A 17,243-nucleotide genomic window follows, 5' to 3' on the forward strand; every position below is an offset into this window, starting at 1 on the left:
ACTATCGCCTTTTTCTATCTTCAAAAGGAGGATGGAACGTCATGATTACGTTGGAGACGTATACTGTTGAAAACTGGATGAACAAAGATTTGGAAACAATTGATCAAACTATGACTATTCATGATGTCATGCAATTACTAGGGGAATCAGGTAAAACAGAGCTCCCGGTAGTTGAGGGAAAAAGTCTAATTGGTGTAGTACGATTAAAAGAGTGTATGGATGGGATTTCAAACGGTTTGGCTATTCATGACCCGATTAAAACGATTATGAGTTTAGCTTGGACTTCCGTGAATAAAGACTTACCGATAACAGAATTAGTTGAGATACCATTGTATGTAGTGGAAGGTGAGGAAGAAAAACTCGTAGGTGAAATAACGGAAGAAGAATTATTTGCCTATCATAAAGCCATGATAGATGACATAAAGCAGAAAAAAGAATTGGTGGAATGGTTTGAGTTGTGCTTTGATACTGCTTACGAAGGATTGGTGGTCGTTGACGAGAAAGGTGTGATTCAATTATTTAATGAAACATATAGCCGTTTTGTTGGGGTAACAAAAGAGGAAGCAATTGGTAAAAGGGCTGATCAAGTAATCGACAGGACTAGACTACCGATCGTATTAAAAACAGGGGTCCCGGAGCGTAGTCAAGCACATCGATTGCAAGGACAGAATTTAGTTGTTCATCGTCTACCTATATGGAAGGATAATAGGGTTATTGGTGCTGTTGGTATGCTTGTTTATGAGGGAATTTCTGAATTATATCAAGTGATTGATCGAATGGAACGGCTTGATGATATAAAAAGTCAGAAGAAATTAGTAGAAATCCCTTGTAACATGAATGATGTTCAAGTGCACTTTGAAGACATACTTGGCGAAAGTCTTGTAATTTCTGAAACGAAAAAGATTGCCAGAAAAGCTGCTCAGTCAAGGGCTACAGTTCTTATCACTGGTGACAGTGGGGTTGGAAAAGAGCAGTTTGCACGCGCCATACACGATACAGGTATCACCAATCAAGGCAAGTTTATCAGTGTTAACTGTGCGGCTATCCCGGATAATCTATTGGAATCAGAATTATTTGGCTATGCTAAAGGCGCTTTTACAGGCGCTAACAAGGATGGAAAGGCAGGGAAATTTGAACTTGCTCATGACGGTACATTGTTTTTGGATGAGATCGGGGACATGCCCATGGCGATGCAAGCTAAAATTTTACGTGTATTGCAAGAGAAGAAGGTCGAGAGAGTAGGTGGAACTACTTCAATCCCGGTCAATTTTAGGCTGATCACTGCTACAAACAAAGACCTGAAACAACTGGTGGAAAGAAAAGAGTTTCGTGAGGATCTTTACTATCGTCTCTATGTCATTCCCATCCATATCCCGCCTTTGAGAGATAGAAAACAGGACATCCCGGTTATGGTTTCCCATAAATTGCAACAATTAGCTGAAGCGTATGGTGTTACGGAGAAAACAATTGACAAGCAAATTTTGCGTAATATGTATAATTACGATTGGCCGGGGAATGTACGTGAATTAATGAATGTGTTGGAAAGATTATTCGTTTTAACAGATGAAGATCACATTAATGTTAAAAATGTACCAATACCTTTATTTGCAAAAAAGCCAGGTGGTGAAGATCAACCACACAAAAAAATCGGCAGGCTAAATAGACACAATGATGAAGTTGTTTTGGAGGAAGAAAAGGATGCTATTGAAATGGCACTAAAACAAGTACAGGGAAATAAATCTAAAGCTGCTAAATTGCTGGGTATATCCCGTGCCACTCTTTATAATAAGCTTTCCCGTTTTCAGTTGATGGGAGATAGTTAGCTGTCAAAGGTGTAAATATGTCCAGACAATTAGGCAATCTTCCACTCCTTATTTTCTTGAAATAAAGCCTTCAGAAATTGGCATGAATTTTGCATTAAAAAGTATGAAGGGAATAAGGAGAGGAGGAAGGGGAATGGAAAAAATAAAGTCACCGCATCATCATTGTTCAATTTTCCCCAATGATGCGTCTTTAATTGGATCAACCAATCCAGCTCAACCTAGTGAAGAAAAAATACTTCTTTCAAAAACGATTGAAAAGTTTGTTTCAGAACAGGTTGTTCCTAAGTTGGCTGATCTGGAAGTTCATGATTATAAAATTGCCCGACAATTATTTGGTCATGCTGGTGACCTTGGGCTTCTAGGTGCCGATGTTCCAGAAGCATATGGAGGATTTGCAATGGGCAAAAGTATATCCGGTCTCATTGCTGAAAAAATGGGCTTTGGAGGGTCATTTAGCGTTTCCTTTAATATTCATACCGGAGTGGGAACTTTACCATATGTATATTTTGGAACTGAACAACAGAAAGAAACCTATTTACCTAAACTTTCATCAGGTGAATGGATTGGAGCTTATGCTTTGACAGAACCAAATGCTGGGTCAGATGCCCTTTCTGCAAGTACAACAGCAAAATTGGATTTAAATACTACTGAGTGGGTTGTGAATGGGGAAAAACAATGGATTACCAATGCTCATATTGCGAATTGCTTTGTTGTATTCGCTAAGACAACGGAAGGAATGACAGCGTTTATCATTGAAAGAACTATGCCAGGTGTTTCTATTGGACCGGAAGAGAAAAAATTGGGGATTAAAGGTTCTTCAACTGCAACGCTTCTACTAGAAGATGTGCGGATCCCGAAAGAAAGTGTATTGGGAGAGGTTGGGAAAGGACACCATATTGCCCTTAACATTTTAAATCTTGCTAGGCTGAAGCTTTCTTTTGCTAACATTGGGGTCTCAAAGCAATCATTGGAAATTGCCGTAAATTATGGTAAAGAGCGTCAACAATTTCAGAAAAAGATTGTATGCTTCCCCATGATTCAAGAGAAACTTGCTGATATGGCTGTTGCTATTTATGGTGCAGAAAGTTCTGCATATTATACTGCTAATTTACTAGACAGTTTGGATGCATCTGTAGCGGAAGAGGCTGATGTGGTTCAAAATCTATCCAAATTTGCGGTCGATTGTGCGATCAATAAGGTGTATGCATCGGAAGCACTAGATTTTATTGTCGATGAAGCATTACAAATCCATGGTGGCTACGGGTATATGCAAGATTACGAGATAGAGCGCTTATACCGTGATGCGAGGATAAATCGAATTTTTGAAGGAACCAACGAAATAAACCGACTTACCATAGCAAAGTCATTTTTAAAACAATATTATCAAGATAAGTCAATTATTGAAGAGAAAGAAGTGTCAGAGGTTACGGGAAGGAATCATCGATTTGTTCAGCTTTCTATCCAATTATTGCAACTCAGTTTAAGAGCACTCCCCGAGATGACAAAGCAAGCTTTGGAACAAGAGCAGGTATATTTACGACTATTGGGGGATGTTGTCAAGGATATATATGTAATGAAAGCTGCACTATTACGTTTAAACAAGACTCAAAGCAATCAGCCTATTCAACAACTTATTGTAGATATTCAATGTGAAGAGGGATATCGAAAAATAGAAGCTGCTGCTTTGTCGATTATTTCATCCATCGCATTAGACAACTCGGATAAGGAAGCCCTTCATGAAGAAATAAAAGCATTACGAGTACCACTTTATGCTAACTTGGTTTTAAAGAAGCGGAAAATAGCACTCGAAGTAATTAATAAAAATGGATATTGTGTTTAGGAAAAGGGGGATATGATGGAGCGAATTGGATTTATCGGCTTGGGAAATATGGGACTTCCCATGTCAACAGGGTTGCTAAATGAGGGGTTTAAAGTCATCGGATATGATGTAAATGAAAAGGCAAATACATCATTTCAGCAAGCAGGAGGAGAGAAAGGTCATTCCATATCTGAACTCGTAAATAAAAGTGAACTATTATTTACCAGCCTTCCATCTTCAAAAGCGGTAGAAGAGGTATATTTAGGAAATGATGGTTTGATCGAAAACGGACATTCTCAACTAATTCTGGTAGATACCAGTACAGTTGCTCCAGAACTAAATAATAAAATTGCTGAATCCGCTATAAAGAAAGGGATTAATTTCATGGCTGCACCGGTTAGTGGTGGAGTCGTTGGTGCCAAGAATCGCACACTGACGTTCATGGTTGGCGGTTCGAAACAAGTATATGAGCAGATTTCACCAGTGTTAAACGTGTTAGGGGAAAATATTTTTCATGTAGATGAACAGATTGATAGCGGGACAACGGTTAAACTGATTAATAATCTGCTTATTGGTTTTTATACTGCGGGAGTGAGTGAGGCACTTCATATAGCTAATAAGAAAAACATTGATCTAGATGATTTATTTTCCATGTTGAATGTTAGCTATGGGCAAAGTCGTATTTATGAACGAAACTATAAAAGTTTTATTGCAAAAGAAGATTATAATCCGGGCTTTTCCTTGAAATTATTACGGAAGGATCTCGGGTTTGCGCTCGAACTCGCGGAGCAGAATGAATTGGATTTGCCAATAAGTAGGGAATTGCTGACTATGTATGAACAGGTTGAAGATGAAGGCTTTGGTGATAAAGACATGGCCGTTCTTTACGAAAAGGTGAAGGCGCAATCTAATAATAAAAAGGAGGCTGCAAAATGATTACATCAGAACTAAAGGTAATGAAAAATTATATAGATGATCAGTGGGTGGAATCTAGTTGTGGAGAAATGGAGACGATACTCAATCCAGCAACTGGAGAACCAATCGCTCGTGTGCCTTTATCAAGTAAGGAGGATGTCGATCAAGCAGTGAGGGCTGCCAAGAAAGCGTATCCTGAATGGGCGGAGGTACCTGCGCCAAATCGGAGCCGCTTATTATTTACCTACCTCCATTTATTACAGAAAAATAAAGCCGAATTAGCTGAAATAATTACAATGGAAAACGGCAAGGCGTTAAAGGATGCTCAAGGTGAAGTACAGCGCGGCATAGAAGTAGTAGAATTAGCAACATCAACTCCAAATTTGCTGATGGGTGACGCACTTCCAAGTATTGCTTCTGAGATCGATGGTTCTATTTGGAGGTATCCATTAGGTGTTGTTGCAGGTATTACACCATTTAATTTTCCAATGATGGTTCCATTATGGATGTATCCGTTAGCAATTGCCTGTGGAAATACATTTGTATTAAAAACTTCAGAACGAACACCAATTTTAGCAGAAAGGTTAGTCGATTTATTTTACAAATCTGGCTTTCCAAAAGGAGTGTTAAATTTAGTTCATGGCGGAAAAGAGGTTGTAAACCGAACACTTGAACACCCTGATATCGAAGCAATTTCTTTTGTTGGTTCGGAGCCTGTTGCAAAGCATGTCTATCAAACTGGTACGGCTAATGGTAAAAGAGTGCAGGCTCTAGCTGGTGCAAAAAACCATGCAATTGTCATGCCTGACTGTGAGCTCGACAAAACCGTTCAAGGGGTGATAGGGGCCGCATTTGGAAGTAGTGGTGAGCGCTGTATGGCCTGTTCAGTTGTAGCGGTGGTAGATGACATTGCAGACGAATTCCTGGAAAAGCTCGTTTTTGAAACAAAAAAGTTAAAAGTCGGTGATGGCATGAATGAGGATAATTTTGTTGGTCCGCTTATCCGTGCATCACATAAAGAACGCGTGCTTGGATACATTGATACTGGAGTAGAAGAAGGGGCTGATTTACTTGTAGATGGCCGACAAGTTAAGAATGATGACGGTTACTATGTAGGAGCGACTATTTTTGATCACGTAAATCCTAATATGAAAATTTGGCAGGATGAGATTTTTGCCCCTGTTTTAAGTGTTGTCAGAGTAAAGGATTTGCAAGAAGGTATTGAATTAACCAATCAATCAAGGTTTGCAAACGGTGCAGTTATCTATACCTCAAGTGGGAAAAGCGCACGTCAATTTCGCGAAAAAATAGATGCTGGAATGGTCGGAATCAATGTAAATGTTCCTGCACCAATGGCATTCTTTGCTTTTGCGGGGAATAAGGCCTCCTTCTATGGGGATTTAGGGACAAACGGAAAAGACGGTGTACAATTCTATACGCGTAAAAAAGTAGTTACAGAACGCTGGTTTTAGTAAGCTTTGTATGTTTATACTTTGTTATGAACTAGAAAAATCCGGTTCCTATCCAAGGAACCGGATTTTAATCTGTCATGATTCTGCAAAAAATGAATTTATAAATGCTTGGGAAACATCAGTTAAGCTTTTATATTTATATTGTGGGTTTTGGTCTTTATCAACCAGTACCGAACGAACACCTTCATAAAAGTCGGCATGCTTCAAAAAATTTTTAGCTAGGATCAAATCAGTTTGAAAGCATTCCTCTAATGATTTCCCTTCCCCATCAATTAATTGCTTTAATGTAACCTTTAAGGAGACAGGTGATTTAGATAAAAGTATTTCTCTTGTTTTTACGGCAAAGTCATCTGTATCTGTTGCTAGTGATTCGATGATTTCCTCGATCGTGTCATGGGAAAAATGCTGATCAATTTTAGTTTGTAAAGGAGCTAATATCCCACTAGTTTCTGGATTATCTGTATACATATCCAATAATTGGTCCAATTTTTTTACTGTGTTTACTGTGTGCCAGTTCGTGTTTTCTACTTCGCGAAGTAAATTAGTTAATTGATCACTGGACAGGAAAGCCTCGGCAGCATTTGTATAGATAACATCTGGTGCTGAAATAACGGACGCTGTTAATGCTTGGTAACGTCCTGTATAATCTGGAGCCTTGTTTAAAAAGTAAGCTGCCCCAACATCTGGAAAAAAGCCAATATTCATTTCAGGCATTGCCCATTTCGTTTGTTCTGTTACAATTCGATGGCTGGCCCCGTATGAGAGTCCTACACCACCGCCCATGACGATGCCGTCTAAGCAGGCGATAATTGGCTTTGGAAATCGATAAAGAACTTGGTCAGTTATATATTCCTCTTTAAAGAATTGTTCTGCTGTTCGCAATGCTGCTTGACCCTTTCTTGCTTCATATAGGGTTTTAATATCCCCACCAGCACAAAATCCCTTCGATCCCGCACCTTGTAGTATGACGATGCATATCGCATCGTCTTGACCCCATTCCAAAAGATTTTCCTTTATTTGAACGAGCATGTCGTATGTTAATGAGTTTATTGCCTTTGGTCGATTCAAAGTAATTGTAGCTACACCATTTTCATCAGTAGAAAATAAAACTTCGGCCATGGTATTGGACACTCCTTTATGAATGATTGAAATGAGGCTTCCGCTTTTCAGTAAAAGCTTGAACCCCTTCCTTGGCATCTTCTGTTAAAAACAACTCAGCAAATCGCTTTCTTTCCCGTTCTAACCCTTTTTCAAATGTTTCATTATATCCCTTTGTAACACACTCGATTGCTCGTTTGATACTTGTCATACTTTTCCCATCCACAAAGGATTGGGCAATTGTTAAGGCTGTGGTTAAAAGTTTTTCAGGGGAAACGGTTACCTGCACAATTCCAAGTTCTTTGGCTTCACTACTATTAATTTGTTTACCCGTTAAAATTAACTCTAACGCTGTTGCTGTGTCAGTCATTCGGCTAAGTCGCTGTGTTCCACCGAACGACGGTATTAGCCCGAGCTTTAACTCTGGAAGTCCAAGAACAGCATTTTCAGAGGCGATCCGAAAGTGACATCCCATTGCTAATTCTAAGCCGCCGCCTAATGCAGGTCCATTAATTGCCGCAATGACAGGTTTATTCATTGCTTCTATTTCATTGCAAAGTGCTTGTCCCGCTTCTGACATTTTCTGTCCCTTATTATAATCACCAAGGGCCGGTATAAATTCCTTAATGTCTGCACCAGCTACAAAGAATCGGCCAAATCCTGTGATGACCACTCCATGTACATTCTCTTTTAACTTTAAATCTTCTATGGCTGAGCGTAATTCTGAGATACATGAAGATGATAAAGTATTTGCAGGTGGAGCATTTATCTCCACAATAGCGATATCGTTTTCGGTTGTTATTTTTAGTGCACGATAGTTCATAAAGAAAATCCCCCTTAAAAATTACTGCTAATATTGTTGCAAGAACTGTGCCAGGCACTAACGCTTATATCGCAAGGTGAAAAACTGTGAAAAGTGTCTATGTGTCTATACAATTTGACGGATATGGTGACTCTGTCATAAAGGAATGAGCTTATTATCGCCAAATAAAACGTGGAGGGCGTTCGTAGTAGTTAAATTTAACGCAGGAAGTACTGCTGTCTAAACTTGTCGCATCTACTCTAAATTCTTCCTTTTTTGCTGTTCTAGATTACGCAGATAGTGTATACTCAAGAATGGAAAATATAATATGTGTAACAGAATAGGGTGTCTGTCGTAAAGACTTAAAAGGGAAGTTGGTGAAAACCCAACGCGGTCCCGCCACTGTAAATGGTTTTTGCCTGTATAACTACTGAAAAGAACAGGAAATGAGATGCCATGAGCCAGGAGACCTACCCAATTCTGATATACCAATAAACCTACGAGGATAGGGAGGTGTATAGTCGGCAGAACATCATACTTGATCATGATTGCTGAACAATATTCGTTTAAACATCTTTCATAGCTAAGATGTTTTTATTTTGGTTTAGAAGTATGAGCTTTTAATAGGAAAACAGGAGGAAAAAGAAATGAAATTGAAAAAAATACAGTTATTATTACTGATGATGATCCTATTCATCGGGATATTGACAGGCTGTGGCAGTTCCTCGGATGATGCCGAAAAGGATAACAATAGCGATAAAGATGCGAAAACAGAACAGACAGAGGAAGCCGATTTCCCAGTAACCGTTACAGATGGAACTGGTGAAGAGCTGACAATTGAAGAAAAACCAGAACGAATCGTATCTGTCCTGCCAAGCAATACAGAAATGGCTTTTGCTTTAGGACTAGGCGAACAAATTGTTGGGGTTTCTGATCATGATAATTATCCAGAAGAAGCAGCAGAAAAGGAAAAAATCGGTGGTTTGGAATTAAATGTTGAAAAGATCCTTGCACTTGACCCGCAATTGGTGTTAGCAGATCAAACCAATGATGAGAAAGCACTGAATCAGATTAAAGAAGCTGGAATCCCAGTATTGATTGTTGGGGAAGCAACCGACTTTGAGGGTGTCTATGAAACAATTGAATTGATGGGGAAAGCAACCGGGGCACAAGAAAAAGCAGATCAGGTTATTGGGGATATGAAAGATGAATTAACATCACTTAAGGAGAAAGCTAGCAAGATAAAGGAAGATGAACGGAAAAAGGTATATATGGAAATTTCACCTTCACCAGAGATCTTTACTGCGGGGAAAAATACATTTATGGACGAGCTATTATCTGTTATAAATGCTGACAACGCCGCTGCAGATCAGGATGGTTGGGTCAAAATGAATGAAGAAGCAGTTATTTCTATGAATCCGGACGTTGTGATTACGACATATGGATCATATGTGGATGATCCTGTTGCGGAGGTAACCGAACGTGAAGGCTGGGAGGATATTACGGCAGTCAAGAATGAGCAGATCTATGACGTGAATGCTGATCTTGTTAATCGTCCAGGCCCTCGTTTGGTTGAAGGAGCAGAGGAACTTGGTAAGGCGATCTATCCAGATGTTTTCAAAGACTAAAAAAATAAGTGCCTATCCCATATTGTTGCTGGTTTTGTTTGCAGCTGTATTGATGGGGGTCTCCATTGGCACGGTAAAAGTTCCAATAGAAGCTATTTTGAGGATCTTATTCGCCTCGATTACGCAGACATCTTTACCAGATTCGGTAGATACAATGTATGAAAATATTGTGATGAACATTCGGATGCCACGTGTCATTCTATCAGGCATTGTTGGTGCATCACTTGCCATTGCTGGGGCAGCTTTTCAGGGGTTATTGCGAAATCCCCTGGCTGACCCCTATACCCTTGGCGTATCATCCGGGGCCAGTGTTGGTGCGGTACTGACAATCTTTTTTAATCTGTCCCTGCCATTTCTCGGTTTGTACACATTGCCGGTTTTGAGCATTATCGCATCGTTTCTCACGATTTTCATTGTCTTGTTTTTTGCCAAAAGAGTGGATCGGACAATGCGAGTGGAGACGATTATCTTAACTGGGGTCATTTTTAGTTCGTTCCTAGGAGCTTTGATATCGCTAATGATTGCCTTGACTGGTGAGGAACTAAGGCAAATCATCGGCTGGTTGCTTGGTAGTGTATCAATGCGTGGCTGGGATTATGTTTGGATCATCGTACCGTTTTTTGCCATTGGGTCAGTAATTCTCATGATGCATGCGACAGAATTGAATGCGATGTCATTTGGCGAAGATCAGGCAAAACACTTAGGTGTCAATGTCGAGCGGAAAAAAATGAACATCCTTATCGCTGGTTCTATTTTAACGGGTGCGTCTGTTGCGGTTTCTGGGACGATTGGGTTTGTTGGCCTAGTTATACCGCATTTTATTCGAATTATTTGGGGGCCTGACCACAAGCATTTACTACCGTTATCAGCTTTGGCTGGTGCCGGCTTTCTGATTCTGGCTGATCTCGTTTCCCGAACCATCATCGCCCCATCTGAATTGCCAATTGGCGTTATTACTGCTTTAATTGGTGCACCAATTTTTGCGTTCATTTTAATGAGGCAACGGCTGAAAGGAAGAGGATAATATGATTGATGTCTTACATGTTTCTGGCGGGTATACGAATGAGGCCATTTTAAAGGATGTTTCTTTCAGCATAAAGAAGGGAGAGTTTTTTGGCATTATTGGACCGAATGGCAGTGGTAAAACAACACTATTGAAAATGATGAGTGGTATTTTGCCAATCAAGTCCGGTGAGATTACATTGAATGGTGAGTCCATTTCATCCTATTCGGTAAAGGATTTTGCCAAGTGGATGGCTGTTTTGCCGCAACACACGTCACAAACATTCAGTTATACCGTGAAAGAGACGGTTTCGCTTGGCAGGTATACCCATCAAAAAGGATTGTTTCAGTCGTTTTCCAACGAAGATGAACGGGTTGTGCAGGAAGTGATGAAGCAGACCGGTGTTGATCATTATCAGGATGAACTGCTTGATAAGCTTTCTGGTGGGGAACGTCAACGTGTCTATTTGGCCCAGGCCCTGGCACAAAATCCGCAAATTCTACTGTTGGATGAACCGACTAATCACCTTGATCTGGCTTATCAGAAGGAATTGCTGGATCTGTTGAAAAAATGGACCAATGAAAAGCAGTTGACTGTCGTGTCGATTTTTCATGATTTGAATTTGGCAAGTCTATATTGTGATCGGCTATTGTTATTGCATCAAGGCGACATAAAAACATGTGATCATCCAGACGAAGTATTGAAGGCGGAAAAGATCCAGGAAGTCTATGAAACTCGTATTGAAAAATATCCCCATCCGAAAATTCCGAAGCCGCAAATTATGTTGGTTCCGGAAAAGCAGGACAATGGACAGATGGTGCCGATGATTAAAGAAGATTTTTTGCAAGTTAGCGAGGAAATGATTCATTTGCAGTCACCAATTGCGCTAAAAACGCTGTCCTCTGGTGTGACAGGTTCAGGAATGGGATGGTACCGATCATTTGTGAATCGCCATGTTGGAAAGGATTATAATTGTGACGATTATAAACAAGATATGATCGATTATTTAACTGCTCATGGTTTTGAACCGAATGAAACGGTTGGCATGATGACAGCAGTTTACTTGCGTGATGTATCTTATCAGTTTTTGGAGGCGGATGGATGCTCTGTATTTGTGGTTGTGACTGCTGGAGTAGGTAATGCGGTTGATGTGGCTTTCGGGCAAAAGCATGGTTTCACGAGATCACCGGGAACAATCAATACGTGGGTATTTGTGAATGGAAAGCTGACCGATGAAGCATTTATTCAATGTATCATGACGGCAACAGAAGCAAAGGTAAAAGCGCTGCGAGAGGAATCAATCCTGGATCAAATAACCGGAACATATGCGACAGGGACATCAACAGACAGCATGCTAATTGCCGCAACACAGCATGGTTCTGATATTTCATTTGCAGGCTCCATTACACCACTGGGAAATCTTGTTGGCAAAGGTGTTTATGTCTGTACGAAACAAGCATTACAGCATTATTTAGCAAGGAAAAACCCCCAATGATTTACCATTTTACAGCTATTGCCCTCGCATACATCATTGATTGGCTCGTTGGTGATCCGGAAAAATGGCCACATCCAGTGAAAGGCTTTGGTCGGCTTATTTCTTATTTGGATAGAGAAATGAATAAAGGAAAACATCGAAAATCGAAGGGGCTTCTGATGGTCGGGGTTGTTGTCAGTATTGTACTTGGTCTAAGTCTCTTACTTGTGATCTGCTGTTATCAATTACACCCTCTAGTCGGGATGACGATTGAGGCTGTATTGATTGCGACAACAGTTTCACAAAACAATTTAGCAAAAGCAGCCATGAACGTGTATCACCCGTTGGAATCAGGGGATCTGGTAAATGCTAGAAAGAACCTCTCTTATATCGTTGGGCGCGATACGGAGCACTTAACAGAAGGAGAAATTACTAGGGGCACAGTTGAGACCGTTGCGGAAAATACGAGTGATGGCATAACGGCTCCGTTCTTTTGGGGTTTTATTGGTGGTGCACCATTCGCACTCGTTTATCGCGCCGTAAATACGTGTGACTCGATGGTCGGTTATAAAAATGCTACCTATCAGGAATTTGGTTGGGCTTCTGCGAGACTTGATGATTTGCTTAACTGGATCCCAGCAAGGTTAACGGCCTTCATAATGATGGTTGTCAAACGGCCAATTCACACTACTTTTCAAAACGCTTGGTCGATCCTGTTTCGTGATGCAAGGAAGCACAATAGTCCTAATAGCGGCTGGGGGGAAGCAGCAGTTGCCTCTTTACTGGGAATTCAGCTTGGTGGGACTAATTATTATCAGGGGAAAAAGTCGGCTTCTAAAGTGATGGGGGATGTTCACGTTCCATTACAGCCCGAACATATTTTGCAAACAATAACGCTAATGCGGAGAACCGTTTTCCTATTCTTGTTATGCTTTATGATTGGAGGAATCACAATTGAATTGGCCATTACATGGATCTAATCCGAACTATGTATATGAGTATATGGGATTACCAATGCCTAAAGAGGTCATTGACTTTAGTGTGAACTTAAATCCATTCGGTTCACCCGCAGAAGTGAAGCGAAAATGGTCTTCCTGGTTTGCAGCAGTGGATGATTATCCTGATCCAACTGGAAAGGAATTGATCGGACATATTGCGGAAAAAGAACAGCTGCCGATGGGATCCGTTTTGCTTGGAAATGGGGCTGCGGAAATCATTACATTACTGGCTAGAATGTTTGCGGGTAAACGGGTGTTACTTATCCAACCTACTTTTTCCGAATATGAACGCACGTGTGCAGCATATGGTTGTTCTATTTCTTATATGACATTGACGGAGGGGACATGGAAGTTGCAACCGGACGAACTGGAATCTGAGTTAGCTGCTGCTGATGTGCTGTTTCTTTGTCACCCAAACAACCCGACTGGAATCGTCTACTCAGAGGATTTTCTGGTTAAAATTCTAAAAGCCTGCCGGAAGCATGATTGCTATTTGGTTGTGGATGAAGCTTTTTATGACTTCTTAGAAGAGCCTATTACGATGGTACCAATGATCAATGATTTCCCTAATTTAGCTGTTGTCCGGTCATTAACGAAAATGTATGCGATTGCTGGATTGCGATTGGGTTATCTTCTTGCTGCTCCTAAGATTATCGAAAAACTGCAACCCTATCAACCACATTGGAGTGTAAATGCACTGGCAATGCTGGCGGGGAAGGAATGTCTATTAGCTGAAGATTATGTGCATCGTACACGCACCTTTATTTCCGCTGAGCGAAAAAAGATGGTGCATTCGTTAAGGGAACAGGGGTATCTCGTTTCCGATAGCAAGGTGAATTTTTACTTGCTTCGGGATCCAGACTTAGATGATCAACTGCCATTGTTTTTATTTTTATTGAAAAGAGGAATTGTTGCCAGACATACTGCCAATTACCATGGGCTAAATGGACGCTGGTTGCGGTTTGCTGTTAAACAAACGAAAGAAAATGACATCCTCATGGAGGCATTAACTACATGGAAGAACAGGGATTGATTTTCATTACAGGTGGTGCGAGAAGTGGAAAGAGTACATTTGCGGAAAGGTATGCCGCGTCACTTGCCGAAAAAACGGATGGGAACTTGCATTACATAGCTACTTCTAAGCCGACAGATCGTGAAATGAAAGAAAGAATTGCCCGTCACCAAAGGCAGCGTCAGGAAAGCGGGCTTGATTGGAAAACGACGGAATGCCCGGTTGACTTACCAACAATGGTCGATGTTTTGCAGCAAAATGATATTGTCTTACTTGATTGTTTAACTGTTTTGCTGACGAATGAGTTGTTTCGGGAGGGATTTTCGGAAAATCTCTTGGAACAAGCGGATTATCAGGAAACAGTGATGCAGACGATCTGGCAAGGGATAAAGGAAATTAGGACGCATGCAAAAACACTTTTAATCGTTTCGAACGAAGTATTACATGAACCGATGATAGACAGCGCACTCGTTCATGTGTATTGCAGACTGCTTGGGAAACTACACCAGCAAATTGTCAGGAATGCAACCGAGGCATATGTGGTAGCAGCAGGTGTCCCGATCGCTATGAAGGGAGCGAATGTCAGATGAAAGGCATGATGATTCAAGGCACAGCATCTAATGTAGGAAAAAGTTTGCTCGTGACAGCTATTTGTCGGATCTTAGCTAATGAAGGGTATGCTGTTGCACCTTTTAAATCCCAGAACATGTCCAATTACTCGTATTTCTTGAAGGATGGGGCGGAAATTTCACGGGCCCAAGCGCTACAGGCAGAGGCAGCGAAACAGGAACCAACCATTTGGATGAATCCAATTATACTGAAACCACGTTCTGATTTGCAAGCAGAGGTGATTTTGCTTGGAAAGCGAGCTAATACATTTTCTGATCGAGGTTATCGGGATACTTTTTATGAAACCGGTTTGGAAGCTATTCAAGAATCATTAACAAAGCTCCATGATCATTATGATGTCGTCGTAATGGAAGGTGCCGGCAGTCCGGTTGAGCTTAATTTAAAGGATAAAGAACTGGTCAACATGAAAGTGGCAGAGCTCGCCGATGTACCAGTTTTGCTTGTCGCTGATATTGATCGTGGAGGGGTATTTGCCAGCATTGTGGGCACATTGGAATTACTACGTCCAGAAGAAAGAGGGCGTGTAAAAGGAATTATCATCAATAAGTTTCGTGGTGATCCGGCACTGTTTGCTGGTGGTATTCGCTGGATCGAAGAAAAAACTGGCATCCCTGTGTTGGGGCTTATCCCTTTTGTTGAGCATCTGATTGAAGCAGAAGATTCCCTATCTGATCAACAAAATAAACTTGAGTCACCAAACGCGATAGCTGGCGATCGATACGACGATTTGGCGGAAAAACTAAAAGCACATTTGGATTGGGAGCAGATAATTACCATTATGAAACGGTGGAATACGTAATGAAATCGTATGTAAACGGGTTGATCATCACGATACAATTTTTTAGTGTTTTACCAATCCGTCGGGAAGTTCCCATGACAGCTAAAAATTTGGAGCGAGCAATCCGGATGTTTCCTTTATTTGGCTTGCTGTTGGGGCTCGTGTATGGCGGTTCATTATACGGTCTTTTTGAGTGGACACCCTTTTCACCGCTTGCGATTGCGTTTTTCATGTGGTTGCTGCCGATTATCTTGACTGGTGGGATCCATCTTGATGGTTGGATGGATGCTAGTGACGCGTTTTTTTCCTATCGTGATTCGACTAAACGACTTGAAATCATGAACGATCCGAGAATCGGTGCGTTTGGTGTGTTAAGTGTCATCGTGTTACTTAGTGCGAAATTACTTTTTATCTATGAAATCATTCATGGGTTGGCACTACATTCTATTATTCTGATCATCTTCATTCCGTTTTTAAGCAGAATGGTGATGGGGATGATGCTCACACTCGTTCCTCCCGCCAAAGAAACAGGGCTTGGGCATTTATTCCAGCAATCTTGTAAGCGTTCGACATTATGGAGCTATTTCATTTACCTTGTCCTATTCATTTTTGTAGGTTGGGTTTCGGGTGTTCCAAGCATGTTGATGGTTATCGGCATGTTTCTTGTTGCACTCATGCTTTTTCTGTTTATCCGCAAAAAGGTCCGTAAATGGTTTGGTGGCATAACTGGAGATGTTGTTGGTGCGGCAACGGAAGGGGTGGAAGTTTGTTTATGGATGATTATCTGGCTATTACACTATTACGGCATGGGATGACAGCCGAAAATCAACAGGGTGTATATATTGGTTGGACGAACTCGCCTTTGAGTAATAAAGGGTGCAACGATCTAAATACGAACTTACCAAAACAGGACCTCGTATTTTCAAGTGATTTAACTCGTTGTCTGGAAACAGCAGCAATTCTATTTCCCAATCAACCTGTGCAAGCTTTGAATGAAATGAGGGAAATGAACTTTGGCGCTTGGGAAGGAAAAACGTATGATCAACTAAAACATCTGCCAACATATCGGCATTGGCTGGACAACCCGTTTACTGCACGTCCTGCCGGTGGTGAAACTTTTACTGAATTTGGCGACAGAATACTTGCGGGATTTTCCATCGTAAAAAGACGGATCCTCGATTCAAGTGCTAGGGATAGTTCTGTTGTGACTCATGGAGGCGTTATACGTTATTTATTGTCTGTTTTCTCAGGGCAAAACGGGTCCTTTTTTGATTGGAAAATTCCTTATGGTGGTGGTTACCGGTTGTGTTGGTCAAAGGATAGTTTTAGGAGGGAAGAAGCATGCACATGGTTACAGGCGGTGCCTACAATGGAAAATCCGCATGGGTGAGGGAATTTTACCAGCTTAATACTACCTCCAATTGGCACTGGATATCGGCCTATGATGAAACAAGCCCGGAAGATTTGGCTATGTTAGCGCAAAATTTGGTCGTTGTAAATGGGATTGAGCAATGGGTGTTCGAATGGCTGAAAACCCGAAGTATCAATGATATTCGTGAATTTGGACGGTCTATCATAAGCGATTGGACAAATTGGGAAGATGCAAAAGCTGGCCGAAAACTCGTGATCATCGGTTCTGATATCTCAAAAGGAATCGTTCCAATGGAGCAACAGATGCGGGCATGGCGCGATGTAACAGGTTGGTTTTACCAAGACTTAGTGGAGAAATGTGATCGCTTGGACCTAATCTGGTATGGGGTCCAAAAGCAATTAAAATAACAATTTGGAGGA

Annotated in this window: 16 protein-coding genes and 1 riboswitch; of the genes, 14 read left to right on the forward strand and 2 right to left on the reverse strand. The window is 41.0% G+C overall.

Going from position 1 to position 17,243, the window contains the following annotated elements:
- Positions 1–41: 41 nt before the first annotated feature.
- From ACW2QC_RS04190 to ACW2QC_RS04205, 4 genes are all read left to right on the forward strand, one after another.
- Positions 42–1,823, forward strand: coding sequence for a sigma 54-interacting transcriptional regulator (locus ACW2QC_RS04190; RefSeq protein WP_457542727.1), 1,782 nt, complete (start codon positions 42–44; stop codon positions 1,821–1,823).
- A gap of 133 nt (positions 1,824–1,956) precedes the next feature.
- Entirely contained in the window at positions 1,957–3,663 is a 1,707-nt protein-coding gene (locus tag ACW2QC_RS04195) for an acyl-CoA dehydrogenase family protein (RefSeq protein ID WP_457542728.1), read from the forward strand.
- Positions 3,664–3,678: 15 nt separating this feature from the next.
- Positions 3,679–4,578, forward strand: coding sequence for an NAD(P)-dependent oxidoreductase (locus ACW2QC_RS04200; protein ID WP_457542881.1), 900 nt, complete (start codon positions 3,679–3,681; stop codon positions 4,576–4,578).
- Positions 4,575–6,029 (forward strand): CoA-acylating methylmalonate-semialdehyde dehydrogenase, encoded by a 1,455-nt coding sequence (locus tag ACW2QC_RS04205; RefSeq protein WP_457542729.1) that lies wholly within the window; start codon positions 4,575–4,577, stop codon positions 6,027–6,029. The genes ACW2QC_RS04200 and ACW2QC_RS04205 overlap by 4 nt, the downstream gene beginning before the upstream one ends.
- A 75-nt stretch (positions 6,030–6,104) precedes the next feature.
- Here ACW2QC_RS04205 and ACW2QC_RS04210 read toward each other — a convergent pair whose 3' ends face one another.
- Both ACW2QC_RS04210 and ACW2QC_RS04215 read right to left on the reverse strand, forming a co-directional pair.
- Positions 6,105–7,148: an enoyl-CoA hydratase/isomerase family protein gene (locus ACW2QC_RS04210; RefSeq protein WP_457542730.1), complete on the reverse strand. Its 1,044-nt coding sequence runs from the start codon at positions 7,146–7,148 to the stop codon at positions 6,105–6,107.
- Between the two features lie 16 nt (positions 7,149–7,164).
- Entirely contained in the window at positions 7,165–7,950 is a 786-nt protein-coding gene (locus tag ACW2QC_RS04215; protein WP_457542731.1) for an enoyl-CoA hydratase-related protein, read from the reverse strand.
- Positions 7,951–8,255: 305 nt separating this feature from the next.
- Positions 8,256–8,421: riboswitch (cobalamin riboswitch) on the forward strand.
- Positions 8,422–8,576: 155 nt separating this feature from the next.
- Between ACW2QC_RS04215 and ACW2QC_RS04220 the strand changes: the two genes are divergently transcribed.
- Genes ACW2QC_RS04220 through ACW2QC_RS04265 form a run of 10 tightly spaced genes read left to right on the forward strand, consistent with a single transcriptional unit; the run spans position 8,577 to position 17,231 of the window.
- The gene (locus tag ACW2QC_RS04220) at positions 8,577–9,557 is read left to right on the forward strand and encodes an ABC transporter substrate-binding protein (protein ID WP_457542732.1); all 981 of its coding nucleotides are present in this window, start codon (positions 8,577–8,579) and stop codon (positions 9,555–9,557) included.
- Positions 9,520–10,581, forward strand: a complete 1,062-nt coding sequence (locus tag ACW2QC_RS04225) for a FecCD family ABC transporter permease (protein WP_457542733.1) — start codon at positions 9,520–9,522, stop codon at positions 10,579–10,581. The genes ACW2QC_RS04220 and ACW2QC_RS04225 overlap by 38 nt, the downstream gene beginning before the upstream one ends.
- A 1-nt stretch (position 10,582) precedes the next feature.
- Positions 10,583–12,055, forward strand: coding sequence for an adenosylcobinamide amidohydrolase (locus ACW2QC_RS04230; protein WP_457542734.1), 1,473 nt, complete (start codon positions 10,583–10,585; stop codon positions 12,053–12,055).
- Positions 12,052–13,014 carry an adenosylcobinamide-phosphate synthase CbiB gene (gene cbiB / locus ACW2QC_RS04235; RefSeq protein WP_457542735.1) on the forward strand — a complete coding sequence of 321 codons (963 nt, stop codon included), beginning with the start codon at positions 12,052–12,054 and terminating at the stop codon, positions 13,012–13,014. The genes ACW2QC_RS04230 and cbiB overlap by 4 nt, the downstream gene beginning before the upstream one ends.
- Entirely contained in the window at positions 12,989–14,065 is a 1,077-nt protein-coding gene (gene cobD, locus ACW2QC_RS04240) for a threonine-phosphate decarboxylase CobD (RefSeq protein WP_457542736.1), read from the forward strand. The genes cbiB and cobD overlap by 26 nt, the downstream gene beginning before the upstream one ends.
- Entirely contained in the window at positions 14,047–14,634 is a 588-nt protein-coding gene (locus ACW2QC_RS04245; RefSeq protein WP_457542737.1) for a bifunctional adenosylcobinamide kinase/adenosylcobinamide-phosphate guanylyltransferase, read from the forward strand. The genes cobD and ACW2QC_RS04245 overlap by 19 nt, the downstream gene beginning before the upstream one ends.
- Positions 14,631–15,473: a cobyric acid synthase gene (locus ACW2QC_RS04250; protein WP_457542738.1), complete on the forward strand. Its 843-nt coding sequence runs from the start codon at positions 14,631–14,633 to the stop codon at positions 15,471–15,473. The genes ACW2QC_RS04245 and ACW2QC_RS04250 overlap by 4 nt, the downstream gene beginning before the upstream one ends.
- Positions 15,473–16,267 carry an adenosylcobinamide-GDP ribazoletransferase gene (gene cobS / locus ACW2QC_RS04255; RefSeq protein ID WP_457542739.1) on the forward strand — a complete coding sequence of 265 codons (795 nt, stop codon included), beginning with the start codon at positions 15,473–15,475 and terminating at the stop codon, positions 16,265–16,267. Before ACW2QC_RS04250 ends, cobS begins: the two co-directional genes overlap by 1 nt.
- On the forward strand, positions 16,225–16,842 hold the full coding sequence (locus ACW2QC_RS04260) for a histidine phosphatase family protein (RefSeq protein ID WP_457542740.1): 618 nt from the start codon (positions 16,225–16,227) through the stop codon (positions 16,840–16,842). The genes cobS and ACW2QC_RS04260 overlap by 43 nt, the downstream gene beginning before the upstream one ends.
- Positions 16,794–17,231, forward strand: a complete 438-nt coding sequence (locus tag ACW2QC_RS04265) for a bifunctional adenosylcobinamide kinase/adenosylcobinamide-phosphate guanylyltransferase (protein ID WP_457542741.1) — start codon at positions 16,794–16,796, stop codon at positions 17,229–17,231. The genes ACW2QC_RS04260 and ACW2QC_RS04265 overlap by 49 nt, the downstream gene beginning before the upstream one ends.
- Positions 17,232–17,243 lie beyond the last annotated feature (12 nt).

Source organism: Virgibacillus sp. FSP13 (assembly GCF_054048505.1).